Source organism: Streptococcus sp. 2100 (assembly GCF_013276335.1).
GTDB lineage: Bacteria > Bacillota > Bacilli > Lactobacillales > Streptococcaceae > Streptococcus > Streptococcus pseudopneumoniae.
Map to the genome: position 1 here is coordinate 1 of NZ_VMKV01000055.1, position 24,687 is coordinate 24,687.

Annotated in this window: 27 protein-coding genes and 2 pseudogenes; 11 read left to right on the top strand and 18 right to left on the bottom strand. The window is 42.3% G+C overall.

Annotated features, from left to right (window positions below; translation table 11 throughout):
- A pseudogene (locus HT669_RS08030) lies at positions 1–494 on the top strand (transposase); the annotation flags it as partial.
- A 10-nt stretch (positions 495–504) separates the two neighbouring features.
- Positions 505–645 (top strand): annotated as a pseudogene (locus HT669_RS08035) (helix-turn-helix domain-containing protein); the annotation flags it as partial.
- Positions 646–671: 26 nt separating this feature from the next.
- On the opposite strand, the gene HT669_RS11550 reads toward HT669_RS08035, so the two are convergent.
- The 3 genes from HT669_RS11550 to HT669_RS08050 all read right to left on the bottom strand — a co-directional run bounded on the left by HT669_RS11550 (position 672) and on the right by HT669_RS08050 (position 3,455).
- Positions 672–908, bottom strand: a complete 237-nt coding sequence (locus HT669_RS11550) for a glycosyltransferase (RefSeq protein ID WP_255209663.1) — start codon at positions 906–908, stop codon at positions 672–674.
- A 150-nt stretch (positions 909–1,058) separates the two neighbouring features.
- On the bottom strand, positions 1,059–1,157 hold the full coding sequence (locus HT669_RS11555) for a hypothetical protein (RefSeq protein ID WP_001810144.1): 99 nt from the start codon (positions 1,155–1,157) through the stop codon (positions 1,059–1,061).
- A gap of 753 nt (positions 1,158–1,910) precedes the next feature.
- The gene (locus tag HT669_RS08050; RefSeq protein ID WP_001025442.1) at positions 1,911–3,455 is read right to left on the bottom strand and encodes a peptide chain release factor 3; all 1,545 of its coding nucleotides are present in this window, start codon (positions 3,453–3,455) and stop codon (positions 1,911–1,913) included.
- Between the two features lie 212 nt (positions 3,456–3,667).
- Here HT669_RS08050 and gatC point away from each other — a divergent pair, with 212 nt between their 5' ends.
- From gatC to nusB, 6 genes are all read left to right on the top strand, one after another.
- A complete protein-coding gene (gatC, locus tag HT669_RS08055; protein WP_000705410.1) occupies positions 3,668–3,970 on the top strand; it encodes an Asp-tRNA(Asn)/Glu-tRNA(Gln) amidotransferase subunit GatC in 303 nt (100 codons plus the stop codon).
- Positions 3,970–5,436: an Asp-tRNA(Asn)/Glu-tRNA(Gln) amidotransferase subunit GatA gene (gatA, locus tag HT669_RS08060; protein WP_000143715.1), complete on the top strand. Its 1,467-nt coding sequence runs from the start codon at positions 3,970–3,972 to the stop codon at positions 5,434–5,436. The genes gatC and gatA overlap by 1 nt, the downstream gene beginning before the upstream one ends.
- Positions 5,436–6,878 carry an Asp-tRNA(Asn)/Glu-tRNA(Gln) amidotransferase subunit GatB gene (gene gatB, locus HT669_RS08065; RefSeq protein WP_001008685.1) on the top strand — a complete coding sequence of 481 codons (1,443 nt, stop codon included), beginning with the start codon at positions 5,436–5,438 and terminating at the stop codon, positions 6,876–6,878. Before gatA ends, gatB begins: the two co-directional genes overlap by 1 nt.
- 130 nt (positions 6,879–7,008) lie before the next feature.
- The gene (gene efp / locus HT669_RS08070; protein ID WP_000568643.1) at positions 7,009–7,569 is read left to right on the top strand and encodes an elongation factor P; all 561 of its coding nucleotides are present in this window, start codon (positions 7,009–7,011) and stop codon (positions 7,567–7,569) included.
- A gap of 21 nt (positions 7,570–7,590) precedes the next feature.
- Positions 7,591–7,980: an Asp23/Gls24 family envelope stress response protein gene (locus tag HT669_RS08075; protein WP_000510576.1), complete on the top strand. Its 390-nt coding sequence runs from the start codon at positions 7,591–7,593 to the stop codon at positions 7,978–7,980.
- Positions 7,973–8,398: a transcription antitermination factor NusB gene (gene nusB, locus HT669_RS08080; RefSeq protein ID WP_000203641.1), complete on the top strand. Its 426-nt coding sequence runs from the start codon at positions 7,973–7,975 to the stop codon at positions 8,396–8,398. Before HT669_RS08075 ends, nusB begins: the two co-directional genes overlap by 8 nt.
- A 266-nt stretch (positions 8,399–8,664) precedes the next feature.
- Here the strand turns inward: nusB and HT669_RS08085 are convergent, their stop codons facing one another.
- The 13 genes from HT669_RS08085 to HT669_RS08145 form a co-directional block, all read right to left on the bottom strand.
- Complete coding sequence (locus tag HT669_RS08085; RefSeq protein ID WP_001017387.1) at positions 8,665–9,432, bottom strand: acetyl-CoA carboxylase carboxyl transferase subunit alpha; 768 nt, start codon at positions 9,430–9,432, stop codon at positions 8,665–8,667.
- Complete coding sequence (accD, locus tag HT669_RS08090; RefSeq protein ID WP_001173359.1) at positions 9,429–10,295, bottom strand: acetyl-CoA carboxylase, carboxyltransferase subunit beta; 867 nt, start codon at positions 10,293–10,295, stop codon at positions 9,429–9,431. The genes HT669_RS08085 and accD overlap by 4 nt, the downstream gene beginning before the upstream one ends.
- A 36-nt stretch (positions 10,296–10,331) precedes the next feature.
- Positions 10,332–11,699, bottom strand: a complete 1,368-nt coding sequence (accC, locus tag HT669_RS08095) for an acetyl-CoA carboxylase biotin carboxylase subunit (protein WP_172933679.1) — start codon at positions 11,697–11,699, stop codon at positions 10,332–10,334.
- A gap of 11 nt (positions 11,700–11,710) precedes the next feature.
- The gene (gene fabZ / locus HT669_RS08100) at positions 11,711–12,133 is read right to left on the bottom strand and encodes a 3-hydroxyacyl-ACP dehydratase FabZ (RefSeq protein WP_000565515.1); all 423 of its coding nucleotides are present in this window, start codon (positions 12,131–12,133) and stop codon (positions 11,711–11,713) included.
- Complete coding sequence (gene accB / locus HT669_RS08105) at positions 12,130–12,615, bottom strand: acetyl-CoA carboxylase biotin carboxyl carrier protein (protein ID WP_001052244.1); 486 nt, start codon at positions 12,613–12,615, stop codon at positions 12,130–12,132. The genes fabZ and accB overlap by 4 nt, the downstream gene beginning before the upstream one ends.
- A gap of 2 nt (positions 12,616–12,617) precedes the next feature.
- Positions 12,618–13,853, bottom strand: coding sequence for a beta-ketoacyl-ACP synthase II (fabF, locus tag HT669_RS08110; RefSeq protein ID WP_000774063.1), 1,236 nt, complete (start codon positions 13,851–13,853; stop codon positions 12,618–12,620).
- 21 nt (positions 13,854–13,874) lie between these two features.
- Complete coding sequence (gene fabG, locus HT669_RS08115) at positions 13,875–14,606, bottom strand: 3-oxoacyl-[acyl-carrier-protein] reductase (protein ID WP_000763053.1); 732 nt, start codon at positions 14,604–14,606, stop codon at positions 13,875–13,877.
- Positions 14,607–14,639: 33 nt separating this feature from the next.
- Complete coding sequence (fabD, locus tag HT669_RS08120; protein ID WP_079252912.1) at positions 14,640–15,560, bottom strand: ACP S-malonyltransferase; 921 nt, start codon at positions 15,558–15,560, stop codon at positions 14,640–14,642.
- The gene (fabK, locus tag HT669_RS08125) at positions 15,553–16,527 is read right to left on the bottom strand and encodes an enoyl-[acyl-carrier-protein] reductase FabK (protein WP_023936336.1); all 975 of its coding nucleotides are present in this window, start codon (positions 16,525–16,527) and stop codon (positions 15,553–15,555) included. The genes fabD and fabK overlap by 8 nt, the downstream gene beginning before the upstream one ends.
- A 222-nt stretch (positions 16,528–16,749) precedes the next feature.
- Positions 16,750–16,974 (bottom strand): acyl carrier protein, encoded by a 225-nt coding sequence (locus HT669_RS08130; protein WP_000257838.1) that lies wholly within the window; start codon positions 16,972–16,974, stop codon positions 16,750–16,752.
- A gap of 58 nt (positions 16,975–17,032) precedes the next feature.
- Complete coding sequence (locus HT669_RS08135; protein ID WP_000852944.1) at positions 17,033–18,007, bottom strand: beta-ketoacyl-ACP synthase III; 975 nt, start codon at positions 18,005–18,007, stop codon at positions 17,033–17,035.
- Positions 18,007–18,441, bottom strand: a complete 435-nt coding sequence (locus HT669_RS08140; protein WP_000386348.1) for a MarR family transcriptional regulator — start codon at positions 18,439–18,441, stop codon at positions 18,007–18,009. Before HT669_RS08140 ends, HT669_RS08135 begins: the two co-directional genes overlap by 1 nt.
- 93 nt (positions 18,442–18,534) lie before the next feature.
- A complete protein-coding gene (locus HT669_RS08145) occupies positions 18,535–19,320 on the bottom strand; it encodes an enoyl-CoA hydratase (protein ID WP_000400065.1) in 786 nt (261 codons plus the stop codon).
- 335 nt (positions 19,321–19,655) lie between these two features.
- On the opposite strand from HT669_RS08145, the gene HT669_RS08150 reads away from it, so the two are divergent.
- The 3 genes from HT669_RS08150 to serS all read left to right on the top strand — a co-directional run bounded on the left by HT669_RS08150 (position 19,656) and on the right by serS (position 22,882).
- Positions 19,656–21,020: an aspartate kinase gene (locus HT669_RS08150; protein ID WP_023938539.1), complete on the top strand. Its 1,365-nt coding sequence runs from the start codon at positions 19,656–19,658 to the stop codon at positions 21,018–21,020.
- Positions 21,021–21,022: 2 nt separating this feature from the next.
- Entirely contained in the window at positions 21,023–21,394 is a 372-nt protein-coding gene (locus tag HT669_RS08155) for a DUF956 family protein (protein ID WP_000079356.1), read from the top strand.
- A 213-nt stretch (positions 21,395–21,607) separates the two neighbouring features.
- Positions 21,608–22,882 carry a serine--tRNA ligase gene (gene serS / locus HT669_RS08160; protein WP_100104178.1) on the top strand — a complete coding sequence of 425 codons (1,275 nt, stop codon included), beginning with the start codon at positions 21,608–21,610 and terminating at the stop codon, positions 22,880–22,882.
- A gap of 24 nt (positions 22,883–22,906) precedes the next feature.
- On the opposite strand, the gene HT669_RS08165 is transcribed toward serS, so the two are convergent.
- Both HT669_RS08165 and HT669_RS08170 read right to left on the bottom strand, forming a co-directional pair.
- Positions 22,907–23,806 (bottom strand): TDT family transporter, encoded by a 900-nt coding sequence (locus HT669_RS08165; RefSeq protein WP_101514663.1) that lies wholly within the window; start codon positions 23,804–23,806, stop codon positions 22,907–22,909.
- Between the two features lie 110 nt (positions 23,807–23,916).
- Positions 23,917–24,465, bottom strand: coding sequence for a carboxymuconolactone decarboxylase family protein (locus HT669_RS08170; protein WP_000206765.1), 549 nt, complete (start codon positions 24,463–24,465; stop codon positions 23,917–23,919).
- Between the last annotated feature and the right edge of the window lie 222 nt (positions 24,466–24,687).

Consider the following 24,687-nt stretch of genomic DNA (forward strand, 5'->3'; position numbering starts at 1 on the left):
CAGAGAAAGTCGCTGAGTTTCTTGATATTTTGGATAACCTAAACGATTTACCAATCGTATATATTGATGAAACAGGAATCGACCGCTACCTCTATCGTCCTTATGCAGGGGCTCCTAGAGGGGAGAAAGTCTATGAAAAGATTAGCGGACGTCGTTTTGAGCGAACTTCAATTGTTGCAGGACAAGTAGACGGAGAGTTTATAGCTCCCATGATTTACAAGAACAGCAGGACAAGCGATTTCTTTGTGGAGTGGTTCAAAACGCAACTCCTGCCTGCTTTGAAGACACCTCATGTTATTATCATGGACAATGCTAGTTTTGATCCCAAGAACATTTTGGATGAACTCTGCATCCAAGATAAACACTTTTTCTTACCTCTACCGCCTTATTCACCAGATTTGAATCCTATTGAGTAAGCTTGGGCTATCTTGAAAAAGAAAGTAACAGATTTATTAAGGGAAGTCCCAACTATTTTTGAATGTTTGGAACGCTTTTTAAAACTAAATGACTATAACAGCTATTGCCCAAGGAAAGAAAACAAAGAAACAAGCCTGTGTCGAACTTAATCTTTCTGAAAGACAAATCAATCGTCTGCTACTAGTCTATCAACAGAAAGGAAAAGAAACCTTCAGACACGGAAACAGAGAATTGGAAGATTTTTTATTTGTGTCTTAAATCAGGTCTTGCGTGACATTTTCTGCTCTCCACATACCATTGTTGATTAACAGAACACCAGAATTAAAATTATGTGTATAAAAATCATCTCTAACTGCAGCTAAGGGTATATCCGTCAAGTCCAAATCCCACAGCTCATCTATCGATTTTCTTACAACAATATCTAAATCCAAATACAGTACACGAGACTCGCTTACATACTTTGGAATAAAATACCTAAAAAAGCCGCATATGAAAGTCCCTCAAAGGGGAGACGATAACCTTTCAGAATACTACTGTCAATCTAAACATTCACAATCTCACTATTCAAAGTCTCTAGTCTTTTTTCCATCAATTGGAACCATTCTCGCGGAAGGTCATCATTAAAAACATAAAACTTAAGATTATAATAGATGAACACAAAGAGATTTTATTGTTGTTTCAACTTTATCCATATAAGCATTATCTGCACCTAAGACAATCGCTTTTTTCTCTTCTTTCACTCTTTATCTCATTTCTTTTTATTCCCATCATATGTTTCTACGTAACCATTATTTTCGCCTATTCGTTCGTAAAACCATACCAGTGGAGATTTTAGATGAAGTCCCATTACGGTTTACAATTTTTACATTACGACACGGAGTTTTACAAATCGATTTCATTTGCCAAACGTAGTTAGTAAGGCAGTTAGCTAGGCTACCTACTTTCTGCTACAACGGAAAAATCCACGAATCAATATTATTCGTGGATTTTTCCTAGTGAAGCGTTTAGGTAAGCCGATTGTTATACTACGACACGTAGTTTGACCAATCGATTCTATTTGCCAAACGTAGTTAGTGAGGCAGTTAGCTAGACCGCTCACTACCAGTTACGACGTAAAGTTTTACGAATCGATATTATTCGTAAAACTTTACTAGTGGAGCGCCTAGAGTCTGGGACAAAAAGATTTTGATTTTATGAATTCTTTATTATAAGTTTTTAAAATCGATAGATTAGACAAAAAAGCAAACAAAACAGAATTCTGAGTGTCAGATAACTTGTTTTGTTCGCTTTTTATATTTAAGGTTAGACTTTTGTCCCAGACTCGTTAGTTACTTAGATTGTTACACAATCAAATAAATTTACTGAACTACGACACTGAGTTTTACAAATCAATTCCATTTGTAAAACTCAGTTAGTGAGGCAATTAGCTAGTTCGCCAAATAGCGACTAGCGTCCAACAATTAGGAACTTTAGTTCCAATTGTTGGTACTGAGTCACATCTTCTCTTCCAACTCTACATCTGGATACTTGTCCGCAAACCAACGGAGAGCAAAGTCATTTTCAAAGAGAAAGACTGATTGGTCGAAACGGTCTTTAGCCAAGATATTGCGGCTTGATGACATGCGTTCATCCAAGTCCTCAGGTTTAATCCAACGAACGGTCTTTTTACCCATTGGGCTCATGACCACTTCTGCATTGTACTCGCCTTCCATACGGTGCTTAAAGACTTCAAACTGAAGTTGACCAACAGCTCCCAGCATGTACTCGCCTGTTTGGTAATTCTTATAAAGCTGAATAGCTCCTTCTTGCACCAATTGCTCGATTCCCTTGTGGAAAGATTTTTGTTTCATAACGTTCTTAGCAGATACTTTCATGAAAATTTCAGGAGTAAAGGTTGGCAGTGGTTCAAATTCAAACTTGTTTTTACCAACTGTCAAAGTATCCCCAACCTGATAAGTACCAGTATCGTAAACCCCGATGATATCACCTGCCACGGCATTGGTTACATTCTCACGACTTTCCGCCATAAACTGAGTCACATTCGACAGTTTAGCCCCCTTACCAGTACGAGGCAGGTTAACACTCATACCGCGCTCAAATTCACCAGATACGATACGGACAAAGGCAATGCGGTCACGGTGACGAGGGTCCATATTGGCTTGGATTTTAAAGACAAATCCTGAAAAATCCTTGTCGTAAGGATCCACAATTTCGCCATCTGTTTTCTTGTGTCCATGTGGTTCTGGAGCAAACTTAAGGAAAGTCTCAAGGAAGGTCTGCACACCAAAATTTGTCAAAGCCGAACCGAAGAAGACAGGTGTCAATTCTCCAGCAAGGATAGCTTCCTCTGAAAACTCATTTCCAGCTTCATTTAAAAGTTCAATATCATCTTTTACCTGCTCGTAGAAAGGATTGCTGCTAAAAAGCTTGTCCCCATCTTCTAAACTGGCAAAACGCTCATCCCCCTTATAGAGCTCCAAGCGTTGGTTATAGAGGTCATAGAGCCCTTCAAAAGCTTTCCCCATCCCGATTGGCCAGTTCATCGGATAGCTCGCAATACCCAAGACTTCTTCCAATTCTTGCAAGAGGTCCAGTGGCTCACGACCGTCACGGTCTAGCTTGTTCATAAAGGTAAAGACTGGAATACCACGGTGTTTGACAACTTCAAACAATTTCTTTGTCTGCGCCTCGATACCCTTGGCAGAGTCCACGACCATGACCGCAGCATCCACCGCCATCAAGGTACGATAGGTATCTTCTGAGAAATCCTCATGCCCTGGTGTGTCAAGGATATTCACGCGCTTGCCATCGTAGTCAAACTGCATCACAGATGAAGTAACCGAAATCCCACGTTGCTTCTCGATATCCATCCAGTCAGACTTGGCAAAAGTCCCTGTTTTCTTTCCTTTTACGGTACCAGCCTCACGAATCTCGCCCCCAAAGTAGAGCAACTGCTCAGTGATGGTTGTTTTCCCCGCGTCTGGGTGAGAGATGATGGCAAAGGTACGACGTTTCTTAATTTCTTCTTGAATATTCATAAGTTCTCTTTCTTTGATTCTCTATTTTTCTTGTTTCAATAGCTAAGAATGATTTTTACATTGGATTTTACCATTCCTTTCAACACTCCATTATATCGGATTTTAGCATTTTTTTCAATTTCTATTTCTTTTCACTTCCCCCTCCCTTATTTATAGGAAAATATGGTAAAATAGAACAGACTAAAAATCATCATTTCACGAAAGGATGTAAGATGAAAATTACGCAAGAAGAGGTAACACACGTTGCCAATCTTTCAAAATTAAAATTCTCTGAAGAAGAAACTGCTGCCTTTGCAACGACCTTGTCTAAAATTGTTGACATGGTTGAATTGCTGGACGAAGTTGACACAACTGGTGTCGCACCTACTACGACCATGGCTGACCGCAAGACCGTACTCCGCCCTGATGTGGCTGAAGAAGGAACAGACCGTGATCGCTTGTTTAAAAACGTACCTGAAAAAGACAACTACTATATCAAGGTACCAGCTATCCTAGACGATGGAGGAGATGCCTAATGACTTTCAACAATAAAACCATTGAAGACTTGCACAATCTCCTTGTCTCTAAGGAAATTTCTGCAACAGAATTAACACAAGCTACGCTTGAAGATATCAAGTCTCGCGAGACAGCTATCAACGCTTTTGTTACCATCGCTGAAGAGCAAGCTCTTGTTCAAGCTAAAGCCATTGATGAAGCTGGAATTGACACTGATAATGTCCTTTCAGGAATTCCGCTTGCAGTAAAGGATAACATCTCTACAGACGGTATTCTCACAACCGCTGCCTCAAAAATGCTCTACAACTACGAGCCGATCTTTGATGCAACTGCGGTTGCTAATGCAAAAGCCAAGGGCATGATTGTCGTAGGAAAAACTAACATGGACGAATTTGCCATGGGTGGTTCTGGTGAGACTTCTCACTACGGAGCAACTAAAAATGCTTGGGACCACAGCAAGGTTCCTGGTGGTTCATCAAGTGGTTCAGCTGCAGCTGTAGCCTCAGGACAAGTCCCCTTGTCACTTGGTTCTGATACGGGTGGTTCCATCCGCCAACCTGCTGCCTTCAACGGGATCGTTGGTCTCAAACCAACCTACGGAACAGTTTCTCGTTTCGGTCTCATTGCCTTCGGTAGCTCATTAGACCAAATCGGACCTTTCGCACCAACTGTTAAGGAAAATGCCCTCTTGCTCAACGCTATTGCCAGCGAAGATGCTAAAGACTCTACTTCTGCTCCTGTCCGCATCGCCGACTTTACTTCAAAAATCGGCCAAGACATCAAGGGCATGAAAATTGCTTTGCCTAAGGAATACCTAGGCGAAGGAATTGATCCAGAGGTTAAGGAAACAATCTTAAACGCGGCCAAACACTTTGAAAAATTGGGTGCTATCGTCGAAGAAGTCAGCCTTCCTCACTCTAAATACGGTGTTGCCGTTTATTACATCATCGCTTCATCAGAAGCTTCATCAAACTTGCAACGTTTTGACGGTATCCGTTACGGCTACCGCGCAGAAGATGCGACTAATCTTGATGAAATCTATGTAAACAGCCGTAGCCAAGGTTTTGGTGAAGAAGTGAAGCGCCGTATCATGCTGGGTACTTTCAGTCTTTCATCAGGTTACTACGATGCCTACTACAAGAAGGCTGGACAGGTCCGTACACTTATCATTCAAGATTTCGAAAAAGTCTTCGCGGATTATGATTTGATTTTGGGTCCAACTGCTCCAAGTGTTGCCTATGACTTGAATTCTCTCAACCATGACCCAGTTGCCATGTACTTAGCCGACCTATTGACCATACCTGTAAACTTGGCAGGACTTCCTGGAATTTCGATTCCTGCTGGATTCTCTCAAGGTCTACCTGTCGGACTCCAATTGATTGGTCCCAAGTACTCTGAGGAAACCATTTACCAAGCTGCTGCTGCTTTTGAAGCAACAACAGACTACCACAAACAACAACCCGAGATTTTTGGAGGTGACAACTAATGAACTTTGAAACAGTCATCGGACTTGAAGTCCACGTAGAGCTCAACACCAATTCAAAAATCTTCTCACCTACTTCTGCCCACTTCGGAAATGATCAAAATGCCAACACTAACGTGATTGACTGGTCTTTCCCAGGAGTTCTGCCAGTTCTCAATAAAGGGGTTGTCGATGCCGGAATCAAGGCTGCTCTTGCCCTCAACATGGACATCCACAAAAAGATGCACTTTGACCGCAAGAGCTACTTCTATCCTGATAACCCCAAAGCCTACCAAATTTCTCAATTTGATGAACCAATCGGATATAATGGCTGGATTGAAGTCGAACTAGAAGACGGTACGACCAAGAAAATCGGTATCGAACGTGCCCACCTAGAGGAAGACGCTGGTAAAAACACCCATGGTACAGATGGCTACTCTTATGTTGACCTCAACCGCCAAGGGGTTCCCTTGATTGAGATTGTATCTGAGGCAGATATGCGTTCTCCTGAAGAAGCCTATGCTTATCTGACAGCCCTCAAGGAAGTTATCCAGTACGCTGGCATTTCTGACGTTAAGATGGAGGAAGGTTCGATGCGTGTGGATGCCAACATCTCCCTTCGTCCTTATGGTCAAGAGAAATTCGGTACCAAGACTGAATTGAAGAACCTCAACTCCTTCTCAAACGTTCGTAAAGGTCTTGAATACGAAGTCCAACGCCAGGCTGAAATTCTTCGCTCAGGTGGTCAAATCCGCCAAGAAACACGCCGTTACGATGAAGCGAATAAAGCAACCATCCTCATGCGTGTCAAGGAAGGGGCTGCTGACTACCGCTACTTCCCAGAACCAGACCTACCCCTCTTTGAAATTTCTGACGAGTGGATTGAGGAAATGCGGACTGAGTTGCCAGAGTTTCCAAAAGAACGTCGTGCGCGTTATGTATCTGACCTTGGTTTATCAGACTACGATGCTAGTCAGTTGACTGCTAATAAAGTCACTTCTGACTTCTTTGAAAAAGCTGTTGCCCTAGGTGGTGATGCCAAACAAGTCTCTAACTGGCTCCAAGGGGAAGTCGCTCAGTTCTTGAATGCTGAAGGTAAAACACTGGAACAAATCGAATTGACACCAGAAAACTTGGTTGAAATGATTGCCATCATCGAAGACGGTACTATTTCATCTAAGATTGCCAAGAAAGTCTTTGTCCATCTAGCTAAAAATGGCGGTGGCGCGCGTGAATACGTGGAAAAAGCAGGTATGGTTCAAATTTCAGATCCAGCTATCTTGATCCCAATCATCCACCAAGTCTTTGCCGATAACGAAGCTGCTGTTGCCGACTTCAAGTCAGGCAAACGTAACGCCGACAAGGCCTTTACAGGATTCCTTATGAAGGCAACCAAAGGCCAAGCCAACCCACAAGTTGCCCTTAAACTACTTGCACAGGAATTGGCGAAGTTGAAAGAAGATTAATATGTAAAAGAAACCAGCCTTGAGGTTGGTTTTTTCTCCCCTACCATCTCCCAATAACTATTTTGGCTTTATTTCCAGAAGATTTTATGGTAAAATGAAGAGTAATAATATTTATTAAAGAGGTAAAAACATGATTGAAGCAAGCAAATTGAAAGCTGGTATGACATTTGAAACTGCAGACGGAAAATTGATCCGCGTTTTGGAAGCTAGCCACCACAAACCAGGTAAAGGGAACACAATCATGCGTATGAAATTGCGTGATGTCCGTACTGGTTCTACATTTGATACAAGCTACCGTCCAGAAGAAAAATTCGAACAAGCTATTATCGAAACTGTTCCAGCTCAATACTTGTACAAAATGGATGAAACTGCCTACTTCATGAACACTGAAACTTACGACCAATACGAAATACCAGTCGTAAATGTTGAAAATGAGTTGCTTTACATCCTTGAAAACTCTGATGTGAAAATCCAATTCTACGGAACTGAAGTAATCGGTGTAACTGTACCAACTACTGTTGAATTGACAGTTGCTGAAACACAACCATCTATCAAAGGTGCTACTGTTACAGGTTCTGGTAAACCAGCAACTATGGAAACTGGACTTGTTGTCAACGTTCCTGACTTCATCGAAGCTGGACAAAAATTGATCATCAACACTGCAGAAGGAACTTACGTTTCTCGTGCCTAATCTCTAGAAAGAGGTCATTCTATGGGAATTGAAGAACAATTTGGCGAAATCGTTATCGCTCCACGTGTACTTGAAAAAATTATTGCCATCGCAACTGCTAAAGTTGAGGGTGTCCACTCATTTTCAAATAAATCCGTATCTGACACCCTATCAAAACTCTCTCTTGGTCGTGGTGTCTACTTAAAAGAAAGCAATGAAGAACTAACTGCTGACATCTACCTCTACCTTGAGTACGGTGTGAAAGTACCAAAAGTGGCTCTTGCTATTCAAAAAGCGGTCAAAGATGCTGTCCATGATATGGCTGATGTGGAACTTTCTGCTGTCAATATCCATGTTACAGGAATCGTTCCAGATAAAACACCAAAACCTGAGTTGAAAGATCTATTTAACGAGGACTTCCTCAATGACTAGTCCATTATTAGAATCTAGACGCGAACTTCGTAAATGCGCTTTTCAAGCTCTTATGAGCCTTGAATTCGGTACAGATATGGAAACGGCTTGTCGCTTTGCCTACACACATGACCGTGAAGATGCAGATGTGCAAATCCCAGCCTTTCTTCTAAACTTGGTTTCTGGTATCCAAGCTCAAAAAGAAGAGTTGGATAAACAAATCAACCAGCACCTCAAGTCAGGCTGGACAGTTGAACGTTTGACTTTGGTCGAAAAAAACTTACTACGCTTGGGTATCTTTGAAATCACATCATTTGATACACCTCAGCTGGTAGCAGTCAATGAAGCCATTGAACTTGCCAAGAATTTTTCAGATCAAAAATCAGCCCGTTTTATCAATGGATTGCTTAGTCAATTTGTAACTGAAGAAAATGAATAATCAAAAAGGTGTTTGGTCTTCCAGGCACCTTTTGACTTTCCCCTCTGCACAGAGTAAGAACCACATAAAAACTAGAACTGGCAGTCAGTTCTAGTTTTTGCGTATTCTAAAGAATTATACTCAATGAAAATCAAAGAGCAAACTAGGAAGCTAGCCGTAGGCTGCTCAAAACACGGTTTTGAGGTTGTGGATAGAACTGACGAAGTCAGTAACATATATACGGCAAGGCGAAGCTGACGTGGTTTGAATTTGATTTTCGAAGAGTATTAGTATTTTCTAAACCGTTGATAGCGCTCTTCCAACAACGCTTCTAACGGTTTTTGTGAAAGTAGAGCTAGCTCAGCTTGGAGTTCTTTTTTAACATTCTTAATCAGTTCTTTGCTAGAAAGTCCTGCTTCAGAAATCACCTTGTCTACTACGTCCATTTCTAACAGTTCGTGTGAAGTGATTTTCATCAGTTCTGCTGCTTCCATGGCACGACTGCCATCCTTCCATAGAATGGAAGCAAAGCCTTCTGGACTGAGAATAGCATAAATAGAATTTTCCAGCATCCAAACACGGTCTGCGACTGCTAGAGCCAAAGCCCCACCTGAACCACCTTCACCGATAATGATAGCGATAATAGGAACTCTCAGATCACTCATTTCCATGAGATTGCGAGCGATAGCTTCTCCTTGACCGCGTTCTTCCGCACCGACACCAGGATAGGCACCTGCTGTATTGATAAAGGTCACAACTGGACGGCCAAACTTTTCAGCCTGTTTCATCAACCGTAGGGCCTTGCGGTAGCCTTCTGGATGCGGTTGACCAAAATTCCGCTTGAGATTATCTTGTAAACTCTTGCCTTTTTGGATACCAACCATTGTTACAGCTTGGTCTCCAAGCCAGCCGATACCACCAACAACTGCACCATCGTCACGAAAAGAACGGTCACCGTGTAATTGGATAAATTCATCAAAAATGCCTGTCGCAAAGTCCAAGCTTGTCAAGCGACTCTGCTCACGCGCTTCTCTGACTATTTTTGCAATATTCATCTAGAACTCCCTCCATGCAATCTGACTAGGCTAGCAATGGTATCTGGCAAGTCTCTTCTTTTAACGATAGCATCCACAAAGCCATGTTCCAATAGGAATTCTGCCTTTTGGAAATCCTCAGGCAAGCTTTCACGAACCGTATTTTCAATGACACGACGCCCAGCAAAACCGACCAAGCTCTGTGGTTCAGCCAGAATGATATCACCTTCCATAGCGAAAGAAGCTGTCACACCACCTGTCGTTGGATCTGTCAAAATGGTCAAGTAAAAGAGACCAGCATTTGAATGCCGTTTAACTGCTGCAGAGATCTTGGCCATCTGCATGAGACTCATGATTCCTTCCTGCATACGGGCTCCACCAGAGGCTGTGAAGAGGACAACTGGCAATTTTTCGACAGTCGCATACTCAAACAAACGAGTGATTTTTTCACCTACAACCGTACCCATAGAAGCCATGATAAAGTTGGAATCCATAATCCCAAGAGCCACAGTCTGACCTTTTATAAGAGCTGTTCCTGTCACAACGGCTTCATCCAGACCTGTTTTTTCACGCATAGTTGCTAGTTTCTTTTGATAACCAGGGAAATGCAAGGGATCCTTGCTTTCAATCCCTGTAAACAATTCCTTGAAGGTTCCCATATCAATCGTCAAAGCCAAGCGTTCTTGGGCAGAAATACGAAAGGTGTAGCTACAATGTGGACAGATACGCTCACTTCCCAGATCCTTCTGATAGATGGTATGCTTACAGCCTGGACACTGGGAAAATAATTCATCTGGAACCTCTGGCTTAGCTTGAGGTTTTTCCCTAACCGAACGATTGGGATTGATTCGAATATACTTATCTTTTTTACTAAATAGAGCCATTGATTCCCCTTTTCGGTTTAAACTCTTGAAGTCATTTTATTCTTTTTCTTGATATTTGGGTAAGAAGGTTTCCATTAAGAAGGAAGTATCGTAATCTCCAGCAATGACATTGCGATCTGAAATGAGGTCAAGCTGGAAATCTGCATTGGTCTGCACCCCTTCAATCTCTAATTCATAGAGGGCACGTTGCATTTTCATCAAGGCATCAAAACGGTTTTCACCGTGTACGATGATTTTGGCAATCATACTATCATAATAAGGCGGAATGGTATAACCTGGATAAACTGCTGAATCCACGCGCAAGCCAACTCCACCACTTGGTAGATAGAGATTAGTAATCTTACCTGGACTTGGAGCAAAGTTAAAGGCTGGATTTTCTGCATTGATACGACACTCGATGGCATAACCGCGTAGGACAATATCTTCTTGCTTAACAGACAGAGGTTGACCTGCCGCAATGCGAATCTGTTCCTTAACGATATCCACACCTGAAACAAATTCTGTTACTGGATGTTCTACTTGTACACGAGTATTCATTTCCATGAAATAGAAATTGCCACTGGCTTCATCAAGAAGAAACTCAATGGTCCCTGCATTTTCATAGCCAACAGACTCCGCCGCTCGAACAGCAGCAGAACCGATTTCATGACGCAGCGTTTTCCCGATTGCAATCGAAGGACTTTCTTCCAAAACCTTTTGGTTGTTCCGTTGTAGAGAACAATCCCGTTCCCCCAAGTGGATTACATTTCCGTGTTCATCTCCTAGAATTTGAACCTCGATGTGACGAGCTGGATAGATAACCCGTTCTATGTACATGGCACCATTGCCATAATTGGCCTTGGCTTCACTAGAGGCAGTTTCAAAGGCTGAAACAAGGTCTTCTGGTTTTTCAACCTTACGAATCCCTTTACCACCACCACCTGCTGAAGCCTTGAGCATAACAGGATAGCCAATTTTTTCAGCAACAATCAAGGCCTCCTCAGAGTTATGCACTTCTCCACCTGAACCTGGAATAACAGGCACACCAGCCTTAATCATCTGAGCACGCGCATTGATTTTGTCCCCCATCATATCCATAACATGACCAGATGGACCGATAAATTTGATGCCCACTTCTTCACACATAGTTGCAAATTTGGAATTTTCACTGAGAAACCCAAAACCGGGGTGAATGGCTTCTGCCTCAGTCAAGACTGCAGCTGATAGAACCGCATTAATATTGAGATAAGACTCAGTTGCCTTACCAGGACCGATACAAACCGCTTCATCTGCCAAAAGCGTATGAAGGGCTTCCTTATCAGCAGTTGAATAGACTGCTACGGTCGCAATCCCCAATTCACGCGCCGCACGGATAATACGAACCGCAATTTCACCACGATTGGCAATTAAAATTTTTCGAAACATGGAGAACCTCCTTAGTTCCCAATTGCAAAGGTAAGAGTACCACTAGCTGCAAGCTTGCCATCCACTTCAGCCTTTGCTTCAACCACGGCTATGGTGCCACGACGTTTTACAAAAGTCGCTGTCATAACCAATTGGTCGCCTGGTACAACTTGCTTCTTGAATTTGACCTTATCCATACCAGCGTAAAAGACCAGTTTTCCTTTATTTTCAGGTTTTGACAACTCCAACACACCAGCTGTTTGCGCCAAGGCTTCCATGATCAGAACACCTGGCATAACTGGGTATTGAGGAAAGTGACCGTTAAAGAAAGGCTCGTTGATGGTCACATTTTTTATGGCAACGATGGTATCCTCGCTCACTTCCAAGACACGATCCACTAGGAGCATAGGATAACGGTGGGGAAGGGCTTCTTTGATTCCTTGAATATCGATCATTTGATTCGTACCAATCCTTTACCAAACTCAACCATTTCTTCGTTAGAAACGAGAATTTCCGTTACCACACCATCCTTAGGAGCTGGGATTTCATTCATGACTTTCATGGCTTCGATAATGACCAATGTTTGACCTTTTTTGACACTATCACCAACTGTAACGAAGGCAGGTTTATCTGGTCCAGCAGCCAAGTAAACCACTCCAACAAGTGGACTCTCTACAAGATTTCCCTCAGTAGCCACACTTGCTTCAGCTGGAGCTGGAACTTCTTCTGCTACAGTCTCTGCTGGAGCAGATGTAGGAGCTACTGGACTCGGTGTTGCTAGAACGGGTGCTGGAGCGACTTGAGTTGCAACTTCAGGCACAGGTCTCGCTTCATTCTTGCTAAACTGCAACTCATCCGTCCCATTTTTATAAGAAAATTCTCTCAAACTTGACTGGTCAAATTGAGTCATCAAGTCTTTAATATCGTTTAAATTCATACTTATCTATTCTCCCAACGTTTGAAAGCAAGAACTGCATTGTGGCCTCCAAAACCAAAAGTATTTGAAATAGCGTATGGAATTTCTTTCTCCAAGCCTTGTCCATAAACGACATTAGCTTCGATATAATCTGATACTTCACTTGTCCCAGCTGTCATTGGTACAAAGTTATGACGCATAGCTTCGATGGTGACGATAGCTTCTACTGCACCCGCAGCCCCCAGCAAATGTCCTGTAAAAGACTTGGTTGATGATACAGGTACTTCCTTACCAAGAACAGCTACGATAGCACCACTTTCTCCTTTTTCATTGGCAGGAGTTGACGTTCCGTGAGCATTGACATAGGCTACTTGCTCTGGAGAAATCTCAGCTTCTTCCAAGGCTAGTTTGATGGCCTTGATAGCTCCCTGACCTTCTGGATGTGGAGAAGTCATGTGGTAGGCATCACAAGTATTTCCGTAACCAACCACTTCAGCCAGGATAGTAGCTCCACGTTTTTCAGCGTGTTCAAGACTTTCTAGAACCAACATCCCTGAACCTTCACCCATAACAAACCCATTGCGATCCTTATCAAATGGGATCGAAGCACGAGTTGGATCCTCTGTAGTAGAGAGAGCTGTTAAGGCTTGGAAACCAGCGATGGCAAAAGGTGTGATAGAAGCTTCTGTTCCTCCCACCAACATCACATCTTGGAAACCAAACTTAATAGAGCGGAAGGCATCCCCAATCGCATCATTTGATGAAGAGCAGGCAGTATTGATAGATTTACAAACACCGTTTGCACCAAAACGCATGGCTACATTCCCAGAAGCCATATTTGGTAAAGCTTTTGGAAGAGTCATTGGTTTGACACGTTTGGGCCCTTTTTCATGAAGGCGAAGTACCTGATCTTCAATTTCCTTGATTCCACCAATACCAGATGCAACGATAACACCAAAACGATCCCTATTAAGAGCCTCTACATCAAGATTGGCATGATTTACAGCCTCTTGGGCTGCATACAAGGCATATAAAGAATAGTTATCAAAACGGTTGGTATCTTTTTTTACAAAGTATTTATCGAACGGAAAATCTTGGATTTCTGCCGCATTATGCACATCAAAATCACTATGATCAAATTTTGTAATGCCACCAATGCCGATTTTCCCAGTTGCTAAACTATTCCAAAATTCTTCTGGTGTATTTCCGATTGGAGATGTTACTCCATAACCTGTTACCACTACTCGATTTAGTTTCATTCTTTTCACCTCTAGCTTTCGCTACATACTTAAGCCACCATCAATGGCAACCACTTGACCAGTTAGATAATCTTGGCCTGCTAAAAATACTGTCAAATCTGCAACCTGCTCTGCCTGCCCAAATTCTTTCATCGGAATCTGAGCTAGTGTAGCTTCCTTAATCTTATCTGATAAGATAGCTGTCATATCAGACTCAATCATTCCTGGAGCAATCACATTGACTCGTATATTCCGACTAGCAACTTCACGTGCCACAGACTTGGTAAAGCCAATCAAGCCAGCCTTAGAAGCAGCATAGTTAGCTTGACCAATATTCCCCATCAAACCAACAACACTAGACATATTAATGATAGCACCTTCTCTAGCTTTCATCATCGGTTTCAAGACTGATTGTGTCATATTAAAGGCACCAGTCAGATTGACCTTGAGCACTTTTTCAAAATCTGCTTCTGTCATCTTGAGCATAAGAGTATCTTGGGTAATCCCTGCATTGTTGACCAAAACATCTACTGAACCCAGTTCTGCAATAGCTTGATCAATCATACGCTTAGCGTCTGCAAAATCTGATACATCTCCTGAAATGGGAACCACCTTGATACCATAGTTTGAAAACTCAGCGAGCAATTCTTCTGAGATTGCCCCACGACTGTTTAAGACAATGTTGGCTCCTGCTTGAGCAAACTTGTGGGCGATGGCAAGACCAATTCCACGACTCGAACCTGTAATAAAGATATTTTTATGTTCTAGTTTCATTTTTTTCCTTTCAAAACTTCTACTTATTTTAGCCTATTTCTCTAAAAGTGCTACTAAACTCGCTTGATCTTCCACATGAGCTAAGTGAGCAGTTTGATCAATTTTTTTAACAAAGCCTGACAAGACTTTCCCCGGTCCAATCTCGATAAAGTTGCTTATGCCTGCTTCTTGCATGACCCCAATACTTTCATAGAAACGAACGGGTTCCTTGACCTGACGCGTCAAGAGCTGAGCAATGTCCTCTTTTTGCATCACAGCAGCTTCTGTATTGCCGACTAGGGGACAAGTAAAATCTGAAAAACTTACCTGAGCTAGAGTTTCAGCTAGTTTCTGGCTAGCTGGCTCAAGGAGAGCGGTGTGAAAGGGACCTGACACCTTAAGAGGAATCAAGCGTTTGGCACCTGCTTCTTGCAAAAGTTCAACCGCTCGATCAACTGCAACCACTTCTCCAGCAATGACGATTTGTGCAGATGTGTTATAGTTGGCTGGAGTAACCACTCCAAGTTCAGAAGCTTTTTGACAGGCTTCTTCAATGACCTCTACTGGCGTATTGAGAACTGCTACCATCTTGCCAGAGTCAGCAGGAGCCGCTTCTTCCATATAGGCTCCACGCTTAGCTACCAAGGCAACCGCATCTTCAAAATCCAAGGCGCCGCTTGCCACCAAGGCAGAGTATTCTCCAAGAGATAAACCAGCAACCATATCAGGCTGATAGCCCTTTTCTTGCAATAAACGGTAGATAGCAACCGAAGTCGCTAGAATGGCTGGTTGCGTATAGCGGGTCTGATTGAGTTTGTCTTCTTCCCTATCGATGAGATAACGCAAATCATAACCGAGCACCTGACTCGCTCGATCAATCGTTTCTTTGACAATAGGGTAGTGATCATAGAGATCCCGTCCCACCCCTAGATACTGGGCACCTTGACCAGCAAATAAAAAGGCTGTTTTAGTCATTTCTTACAACTCCTGCCCAGCGAGAGGCTTCTTCTTGAATTTTCTTAGCTGCTCCGTAATACAAATCTTTTAGGATTTCTTCAGCTGTTTCTTCTTTAGAAACAAGCCCTGCGATTTGACCTGCCATGACAGAGCCACCATCCACATCACCGTGAACAACTGCTTTGGCTAGGGCGCCTGCTCCCATTTGTTCAAAGATTTCTAAATCAGGATCTTCCTGCTTAAAGGCATCTTTTTCAGCCAGTTCAAAATCTCTAGTCAACTGATTTTTAATAGCACGAACAGCATGACCAAAGTGCTGAGCTGAAATCGTAGTATCAATATCCCTTGCTTTTAAAATTTTCTCCTTGTAGTTTGGATGGGCATTCGACTCTTTTGCAACTACAAACCGTGTCCCCACCTGTACAGCCTCTGCACCTAGCATAAAGCCAGCCGCAGCACCTTCACCATCCGCAATTCCTCCTGCAGCAATAACAGGAATAGATACAGCTGTGGCTACCTGTCGCACCAAGGTCATGGTTGTTAATTTACCGATATGCCCCCCAGCTTCCATTCCTTCTGCAATAACAGCGTCTGCACCGATTTTTTCCATGCGTTTAGCTAAAGCAACACTAGGAACGACAGGAATAACGATTATCCCAGCTTCATGGAAACGTTCCATGTATTTACCAGGATTTCCTGCACCTGTTGTCACTACCTTAACACCTTCCTCGATAACGAGATCTACAATATCTTCCACAAAGGGAGACAAGAGCATGATGTTGACACCAAAGGGTTTATCCGTCAATGATTTGATCTTATCAATATTTGCCTTGACAACTTCTTTCGGGGCATTTCCCCCACCGATAATCCCTAGTCCTCCAGCTTTAGAAACAGCCCCTGCCAAATCACCATCAGCAACCCAAGCCATTCCTCCTTGAAAGATAGGATAATCAATGTTCAATAATTCTGTAATACGCGTTTTCATAGTGCCTCCATCGTTTCTTGCTTACGTAATAGTTCGATACTGTCATAATTTGACAATCAAACTATTGCCTAAACAAGAGGGAGCGGGTTTCCCTACTCCTTCTATCTATATTCTGCTTATACTCTTCGAAAATCAAATTCAAACCACGTCAGCGTCACCTTGCCGTACTCAAGTACAGCCTGCGGCTAGCTTCCTAGTTTGCTCTTTGATTTTCATTGAGTATTATTTTGTTTGCTCTTCAACGTAGGCAACCAAGTCACCAACTGTTTTCAAGTCATCTTCTGCTTCGATTTGGATATCAAAAGCATCTTCGATTTCTGAGATTACTTGGAACAAGTCCAATGAATCAGCGTCCAAATCATCAAAAGTTGATTCAAGTGTTACTTCTGATGCATCTTTTCCAAGTTCTTCAACGATAATTTCTTGTACTTTTTCAAATACTGCCATGATAGGACTCCTTTAAAATAAATAGTTTTTTATAACAATGTGTTCACCACATGATTACCTAAATTGTAAGAATGAGCGTGCCCCAGGTCAAGCCTCCACCGAAGCCTGATAGAAGAACAGTCTGGCTACCATCTAAAGGGATGAGACCTTGTTCTACACACTCTGAAAGTAAAATCGGGATACTGGCTGCACTGGTATTGCCATATTCCATCATATTGGCTGGAAGTTTGTCTCGGTCAACACCAATTTTTCTAGCCATCTTATCCAAAATACGGATATTAGCCTGATGCAATAGCAGATAATCCAAGTCTGTCGCCTCTATAGGAGATTCTTCAATAGTCTGCTTGATAGACTTGGCTACATCTCGAATGGCAAAATCAAAGACTGCGCGTCCATCCATCTTCAAAAATGAATCTGCACTTTCTTGATCTGAAAATGGAGAATGCAAACCTGAATGCCCATAAGTTAAACACTCACTGCGACTTCCATCGCTATTGAGACTCTCAGCTAAGAAATTCTCTTGCTCGCTAGCTTCTAACAAGACACCACCAGCACCATCTCCAAACAACACAGCTGTTGATCGATCCGACCAATCGACTGCCTTAGAGAGGGTTTCACTACCAATCACCAAGCCTTTTTGAAAGCGACCAGAAGCGATAAACTTTTCAGCAGTTGAAAGAGCAAATACAAATCCACTGCAAGCCGCGGTTAAGTCAAAAGCAAAGGCTTTATTAGCACCAATATTAGCTTGAACACGAGCAGCTGTAGAGGGCATCATCGAATCTGGAGTAATGGTAGCTAGGATGATAAAATCCAGTTCCTCTCCTATTATTCCAGCTTTTGCCATCAGTTTCTTAGCAACTTCCGTAGCCAAATCACTGGTAGATTCTGTTCTTGAAATATGCCTTTGTCGTATTCCCGTTCGACTTGAAATCCACTCATCATTGGTATCCATAATCTGAGCCAAGTCGTGATTTGTAACCACTTGCTCTGGCACATAATGAGCAACCTGGCTTATTTTTGCAAAAGCCATTATTTCAAATCCTCCAAAAATTGGTAAAGATTAGTCAACCCTTTGCTCATAACATCAATTTCTTCCTCGCTCATGCCATCAATAATTTTTTCTACCATGGCCTTGTGGAAGCGTTTATGCAGTCTATGGATCAAGCGCCCCTTCTTTGTCAAATGCAGATGCACCACACGACGATCCTGTTCTGACCGAACTCGCTCAATGTATCCCTTACGCTCTAAATTGTTCAAACTTGTCGTAACAGTTCCAAGAGTTACCATCAACTCTTTTGACACTTGACTTGGAGTCACATCTGGAGCCTTACCGATGACATCAATCGTATGCATTTCTTTGATGGAGATATCCTTAAAACGACTACCTCTCAAGTTCACTTCCTCAATTACAAGGACATTGTTAAATATAGATGTTAAATATTCATTGATTCGTTGGTAGTCCATTTTTCATATCCCTCCTTCTTCAAAAAACTTTTACAATCAAAACATTTGACAGAAAGAATTATATCAAAATTCAAAGAATGATGCAAGTATTTTTTATTTTCCTGTAAATTTAGGTCTTCTTCTCTCCGAATGAGCTCGCACTCCTTCTTTGAAATCCTCTGTTTGAGCTAAGGATTTCTGTAGGTTCAGTTCTAAAGTAGCGTAACCCTGCCAGTCTTTAAACTGGCTCTCCCAAACCAACTTCTTAATGGCAGCATAGGAATTACTTGAAGCACGTCTTAATTTTTTAAGAAGCTGTTCTCTCGTCTTTTCAAGTTTTTCAGCTTCAGAAACGCGGTAAACCAACCCCCATTCTAGGGCTTTTTCTGCCGTTAAAGCCTCTCCTGTCATAGCTAATTGAGCAGCACGCGTCACACCGATACTGCGGCTCAAGAGATGAATTCCCCCTGCATCTGGAGCCAAACCAACACCAACAAAGGCTTGGATAAACTTAGCCTTATCCGTCGCCAAACAGAAATCTGCCGCAACAGCCATATTCGCTGCGGCACCTGCAACAGCACCGTCAACTTCCATTAAAACAGGTTTGGCTATTTGCTTGATTTTATAAGAAATCGTATTGACCAACTCTGCGATTTTTGTCAATGATGGAATATCATCCTCATCCACTGCCCGCTTCATCTCTACCAAATCTCCCCCAACTGAGAAGACCTTTCCATTGGCATTGATTAAGATAAAATGCACAGCTGGATTTTCTTCTGCCAGAGTCAAGGCTTCTAAGATCTCCTCACACATGGGAATATGGAAACCATTAGCGACATCAGGACGGTTTAAAGTAATAATTGCCAAATCCTCTTCAAGCTGATAAATAATATGTTCCATCTGGACTCCTTTTTATTTTATAAGCAGTTTATACTCTTCGAAAATCTCTTCAAACTACGTCAACTTCCATCTGCAACCTCAAAACAGTATTTNNGCAGTGCTTTGAGCTGACTACGGCTAGCTTCCTAGTTTGCTCTTTGATTTTCATTGAGTATTGAATTATTTTATTTTCAAAGTATATCTTTTTTAGGAACAGAAAGCAAGAAAAAATTGACTGAAAGTGTCTCAGCCGATTGGAAAGGCTCGCTTTATCCTATAAAGCATCTTATTTTCTTCATTGAAAAAAGGCTTTCTTTCTGCTATAATCGTATAAAATACTTACTTTAGGAGTTCTTATGAAAGTTGTTAAATTTGGAGGTAGCTCTCTTGCCTCTGCTGGTCAATTAGAAAAAGTTTTAAACATCGTTAAAAGCGATCCAGAGCGTCGTTTTGTAGTTGTTTCTGCACCAGGAAAACGCAATGCTGAAGATACTAAGGTTACGGATGCCTTGATTAAATACTACCGCGATTATGTTGCTGGTAACGATATTAGCAAGAGCCAAAACTGGATTATCGACCGCTATGCTGCTATGGTTAGTGAACTAGGTCTTAAACCAGCTGTGCTAGAAAAAATTTCAAAAAGTATTCGTGCCTTGGCCACTCTTCCTATTGATGAAAATGAATTTCTCTACGATACTTTCCTAGCAGCCGGTGAAAATAACAATGCCAAATTGATTGCTGCCTACTTTAACCAAAATGGTATCGATGCACGCTATATGCACCCTAGAGAAGCTGGGATTGTGGTCACAAGTGAACCTGGTCACGCTCGCATCATTCCATCAAGTTATGACAAGATTGAAGAATTGACAAATGCAAATGAAGTTCTTGTCATTCCTGGTTTCTTTGGAGTTACCAAGGAAAATCAAATCTGTACTTTCTCACGTGGAGGTTCTGATATTACAGGTTCTATCATTGCTGCAGGTGTAAAAGCCGACCTCTATGAAAACTTTACGGACGTTGATGGTATCTTTGCAGCCCACCCTGGTATTATCCACCAACCACACTCGATCCCTGAGTTGACCTACCGTGAAATGCGTGAGTTGGCCTATGCAGGATTCTCAGTTCTTCATGACGAAGCTCTTCTTCCTGCCTACCGTGGAAAAATCCCTCTGGTTATCAAGAATACCAATAACCCTGACCACCCAGGTACTCGTATCGTTCTAAAACACAGTAGTGATGAATTTCCAGTTGTGGGAATTGCTGGTGACTCAGGCTTTGTCAGCATCAACATGTCGAAATACCTTATGAACCGTGAGGTTGGATTTGGACGCAAGGTTCTGCAAATCCTTGAAGATCTTAACATCGGTTGGGAACATATGCCAACCGGTATCGACGATCTTTCAATCATCCTCCGTTCTCGCGAACTAACTCCTATCAAGGAAGAAGAAATCCTGCGTCAGTTGGTTCAAAAGGCTAAAGTAGATCATGCAGAAATCGAACACGACCTTTCTATCATTATGATTGTTGGTGAAAAAATGAAGAGCCATATCGGAGTGACTGCTACTGCGACACGCGCTCTATCTGAAAATAAGATCAACATCCAGATGATGTCTCAAGGTTCTAGTGAAGTTTCTATCATGTTTGTTGTCAATAAAGACCAAGAGAAAGCAGCAATCAAAGCCCTCTACAATGCCTTTTTTGGAGAAAGTAAGGAAGACTAAGCATGGCTCAATCACTTAACAAAACAGTACTCCTCAGTACGACAGGCACTTCCTACCTCTCTATCGCTGGGAAAGTTGGGAAATTCCTTGTCGGAGATCAGGCTTTGGAATTTTACCCCGATGTCAATGTTGAACAATTTATCCAGATTCCTTGGAGCCATATCAACCAAATTGGAGCCAATGTCACTGGGCGGAAAATCAGTCGCCACTTCGAAGTCTTTACAGACAAAGGAAAATTCCTCTTTGCTTCAAAAGACTCAGGTGCCATTCTCAAAATTGCTCGTGAAAAACTGGGTAATGACAAGGTCATCAAACTTCCGACCCTGATTCAGACAATTGGTCAAAAATTTAAAAATCTATTTGCAAAAAAGTAGAAACTTTAGTATAATTATAGCAACGGATAAGTAGGTTATCTTCTTCTTTCAGAAAGTCTGCGGATGCTGCGAGCAGATAGGAGGGATAGGTGAAATTCTACCGTTAATAACAATTACATGCACAATCAAGTGCACACCTGTGAAGTTGGATGGAACCGTGGCCCTGCCACTCCAACGCTTTGTCAGGTGTGCTTTTTTCATAAAGGAGTTCTTATGTTAGATATCAAACGTATTCGTACAGACTTTGATGCTGTCGCAGAAAAATTGGCTACACGTGGTGTAGATGCTGCTGTCTTAAACGAGATGAAAGAAATCGATGCTAAACGTCGTGACATCTTGGTCAAGGTTGAAACTCTCAAGGCTGAACGCAACACAGTTTCTGCTGAGATTGCCCAAGCCAAACGCAACAAGGAAAATGCAGATGACAAGATTGCTGCCATGCAAACTCTATCTGCTGAGGTTAAAGCCTTGGATGCTGAATTGGCAGAAATCGATGCTAAATTGACAGAATTTACTACTACTCTTCCAAACATCCCTGCTGACAGCGTTCCTATTGGGGCTGACGAAGATGACAATGTGGAAGTTCGTCGTTGGGGCACTCCACGCGAGTTCGATTTCGAGCCAAAAGCTCACTGGGATCTTGGTGAAGACCTTGGTATCCTCGACTGGGAACGCGGTGGCAAGGTAACAGGCGCTCGCTTCCTCTTCTATAAAGGCCTCGGTGCTCGTTTGGAACGTGCTATCTACAACTTTATGTTGGACGAGCATGGCAAAGAAGGTTATACTGAAGTCATCACGCCTTACATGGTTAACCACGATTCTATGTTTGGGACTGGTCAATATCCAAAATTCAAGGAAGATACTTTTGAACTCAGCGACAGCAATTACGTCCTTATTCCTACAGCTGAAGTTCCTCTGACAAACTACTACCGTGATGAAATCCTTGACGGTAAAGACCTGCCAATCTATTTCACTGCTATGAGCCCATCATTCCGTTCTGAGGCTGGTTCAGCTGGTCGTGATACTCGTGGCTTGATTCGTTTGCACCAATTCCATAAGGTTGAAATGGTTAAATTTGCCAAACCAGAAGAATCTTACGAAGAATTGGAAAAAATGACAACCAACGCTGAAAACATTCTTCAAAAACTTAACCTTCCATACCGTGTCGTTGCGCTCTCTACTGGAGATATGGGCTTCTCATCTGCGAAGACTTACGACTTGGAAGTGTGGATTCCAGCCCAAAATACCTACCGTGAAATCTCAAGCTGTTCAAACACAGAAGATTTCCAAGCCCGTCGTGCCCAAATCCGTTACCGTGATGAAGCAGATGGCAAGGTGAAATTGCTCCATACCTTGAACGGTTCTGGACTTGCAGTTGGACGTACAGTGGCTGCTATTCTTGAAAACTACCAAAATGAAGATGGTTCCGTGACCATCCCAGAAGCACTTCGTCCATACATGGGTGGAGCTGAGGTCATCAAACCATAAAAAATAAGGTTTAGCTATTTCTAGCTAGACCTTTTTTCGTAACCAAATCAGATAAGCGCCTAATACAAAGAGCAAAATGATTAGGCAAATAACAGTTTCAGCCAGTACCAAATAATCCAAAAATGGAAGTTTCAAGATTCCCTGAGCCATCTTAAGCGAAGTAGCTGTGATAATAGTCGGGAAGGTGAGGGCTGAGAAGGCTGGTTGAAAACCTTGTTTTAAAATATTGGGTAGGCGAGTCAAAACAAAGAAAAAGAAGGATTGGGAAGCCAAAAGCATGAAAATCAAGACCCAAGTCGGTAGGCTAGCTCCTCCAACTCGAACCAGAGAAGCCAAAAGCAAAGAAAAGGGAGCACAGTAGATACCTTCTTGCCCAAGCAAGGCTAGTGGGAGTGGTTGCTTCTTTAAATCACTATAAATAAGGGGATAGAGATAGAAGGTAAGAAGAAAACCAAAACTCAAGGTCACATAGGCAATTTCAATGATACCCACCAGAGGATAAGTCAAGGCTGCTACCGCTATCCCTACATAAAGCACCGTCCAGCTAGGAGTAGCATGAACCCTCCGACCCGGACAAGCAAACTTGATAGTGAAACCAGCAATCAAGGCCAAATCCAAGAGAAATGAACACCACCAGAGTCCTTGCACAACCAAAGAAAGATGAGGGAAGACGCGAAAGACATAGGTCGATAAAATCATCCCAGCCATGGGAAAGGTGGCCATTCCTGATAAAAGAGGGGGCTTGGTCAACTCTTGCTTGGTTTCTTTCCAATTAAAAAGATGCAGAAGCAGAAAGTAAATCCACAAAATCAAACCTGTCAGACTAAAAAGATGTGACAGAACCGGCAACGTATCTAAAATAAGATTTCCAGATCCTGCTAAACCTAGCAAACAACCAGAAAATACCAAGGGGAGTTTTTTCATCCTAACCTCCAATAATCATGTTAGTTTCAGTATAGCATAAAAGCGCTTAAATGAGGGGATAAAAAACGAAGTCCGTTGATTTCAGACTTCATTTTTTACTCAGATATGAATTAAGCATAAGGTTGCAATTCTGGGTTAATTGGGGTATTGGCTAGGTTGTTGGCATAGTTACAGAGGCTTGCTAGGCTGACACCAAGAACCACATCCAAGGCATTTTGTTGGGTGTAGCCAGCTTCTAAAAACTCAGACAAGGCTTCATCTCCTACACGACCCTTGGTATTGATAACTGCCAAAGTAAACTTAGCTAGGGTATCCAATTTAGGATCTGTTTCAATTGGAGTACGATTGCGAAGAGCTTGAATCAAGTCATCATTCATCTGGATTTGTTTGATGGAAAAGGCTGTGTGACCTGCGACACAGAAGGCACAACCATTGGTCACGGCTGCCGTGATTTGCACCACTTCACGCTCAACGGGTGTCAGGCTGTTGCGACGGTTGATAGATGCGACAGTTCGGTATGCTTCTAAAGCAGTCGGTGCATTGGCCAAGAGACCGATTAGGTTGGGAATATAGCCATTGTTGTCTTTTTCTACTGTTTCAAGAACTTCTTTCACTTCTGCCGGTGCTGATTCTACTGTATGGATTGTAAATGTTGTCATAAGATACCTCTTTTCTTGTTATTGACACTAATATTATTGGAAAATCTTATAAAGTCCTGATTCCTAAGTTTATTTAAGACAAAGGTTTATTCTCTCATAAGATTTTCGTTGTATATTATACTCTTCGAAAATCAAATTCAAACCGCGTCAGCGTCGCCTTACCGTACTCAAGTACAGCTTGCGGCTAGCTTCCTAGTTTGCTCTTTGATTTTCATTGAGTAT

Excerpts from the sequence above, each read along its gene's own strand:
- HT669_RS08050 (WP_001025442.1), bottom strand. The coding sequence starts at position 3,455 with ATGAATATTCAAGAAGAAATTAAGAAACGTCGTACCTTTGCCATCATC.
- gatC (WP_000705410.1), top strand. The coding sequence starts at position 3,668 with ATGAAAATTACGCAAGAAGAGGTAACACACGTTGCCAATCTTTCAAAA.
- gatA (WP_000143715.1), top strand. The coding sequence starts at position 3,970 with ATGACTTTCAACAATAAAACCATTGAAGACTTGCACAATCTCCTTGTC.
- gatB (WP_001008685.1), top strand. The coding sequence starts at position 5,436 with ATGAACTTTGAAACAGTCATCGGACTTGAAGTCCACGTAGAGCTCAAC.
- efp (WP_000568643.1), top strand. The coding sequence starts at position 7,009 with ATGATTGAAGCAAGCAAATTGAAAGCTGGTATGACATTTGAAACTGCA.
- HT669_RS08075 (WP_000510576.1), top strand. The coding sequence starts at position 7,591 with ATGGGAATTGAAGAACAATTTGGCGAAATCGTTATCGCTCCACGTGTA.
- nusB (WP_000203641.1), top strand. The coding sequence starts at position 7,973 with ATGACTAGTCCATTATTAGAATCTAGACGCGAACTTCGTAAATGCGCT.
- HT669_RS08085 (WP_001017387.1), bottom strand. The coding sequence starts at position 9,432 with ATGAATATTGCAAAAATAGTCAGAGAAGCGCGTGAGCAGAGTCGCTTG.
- accD (WP_001173359.1), bottom strand. The coding sequence starts at position 10,295 with ATGGCTCTATTTAGTAAAAAAGATAAGTATATTCGAATCAATCCCAAT.
- accC (WP_172933679.1), bottom strand. The coding sequence starts at position 11,699 with ATGTTTCGAAAAATTTTAATTGCCAATCGTGGTGAAATTGCGGTTCGT.
- fabZ (WP_000565515.1), bottom strand. The coding sequence starts at position 12,133 with ATGATCGATATTCAAGGAATCAAAGAAGCCCTTCCCCACCGTTATCCT.
- accB (WP_001052244.1), bottom strand. The coding sequence starts at position 12,615 with ATGAATTTAAACGATATTAAAGACTTGATGACTCAATTTGACCAGTCA.
- fabF (WP_000774063.1), bottom strand. The coding sequence starts at position 13,853 with ATGAAACTAAATCGAGTAGTGGTAACAGGTTATGGAGTAACATCTCCA.
- fabG (WP_000763053.1), bottom strand. The coding sequence starts at position 14,606 with ATGAAACTAGAACATAAAAATATCTTTATTACAGGTTCGAGTCGTGGA.
- fabD (WP_079252912.1), bottom strand. The coding sequence starts at position 15,560 with ATGACTAAAACAGCCTTTTTATTTGCTGGTCAAGGTGCCCAGTATCTA.
- fabK (WP_023936336.1), bottom strand. The coding sequence starts at position 16,527 with ATGAAAACGCGTATTACAGAATTATTGAACATTGATTATCCTATCTTT.
- HT669_RS08130 (WP_000257838.1), bottom strand. The coding sequence starts at position 16,974 with ATGGCAGTATTTGAAAAAGTACAAGAAATTATCGTTGAAGAACTTGGA.
- HT669_RS08135 (WP_000852944.1), bottom strand. The coding sequence starts at position 18,007 with ATGGCTTTTGCAAAAATAAGCCAGGTTGCTCATTATGTGCCAGAGCAA.
- HT669_RS08140 (WP_000386348.1), bottom strand. The coding sequence starts at position 18,441 with ATGGACTACCAACGAATCAATGAATATTTAACATCTATATTTAACAAT.
- HT669_RS08145 (WP_000400065.1), bottom strand. The coding sequence starts at position 19,320 with ATGGAACATATTATTTATCAGCTTGAAGAGGATTTGGCAATTATTACT.
- HT669_RS08150 (WP_023938539.1), top strand. The coding sequence starts at position 19,656 with ATGAAAGTTGTTAAATTTGGAGGTAGCTCTCTTGCCTCTGCTGGTCAA.
- HT669_RS08155 (WP_000079356.1), top strand. The coding sequence starts at position 21,023 with ATGGCTCAATCACTTAACAAAACAGTACTCCTCAGTACGACAGGCACT.
- serS (WP_100104178.1), top strand. The coding sequence starts at position 21,608 with ATGTTAGATATCAAACGTATTCGTACAGACTTTGATGCTGTCGCAGAA.
- HT669_RS08165 (WP_101514663.1), bottom strand. The coding sequence starts at position 23,806 with ATGAAAAAACTCCCCTTGGTATTTTCTGGTTGTTTGCTAGGTTTAGCA.
- HT669_RS08170 (WP_000206765.1), bottom strand. The coding sequence starts at position 24,465 with ATGACAACATTTACAATCCATACAGTAGAATCAGCACCGGCAGAAGTG.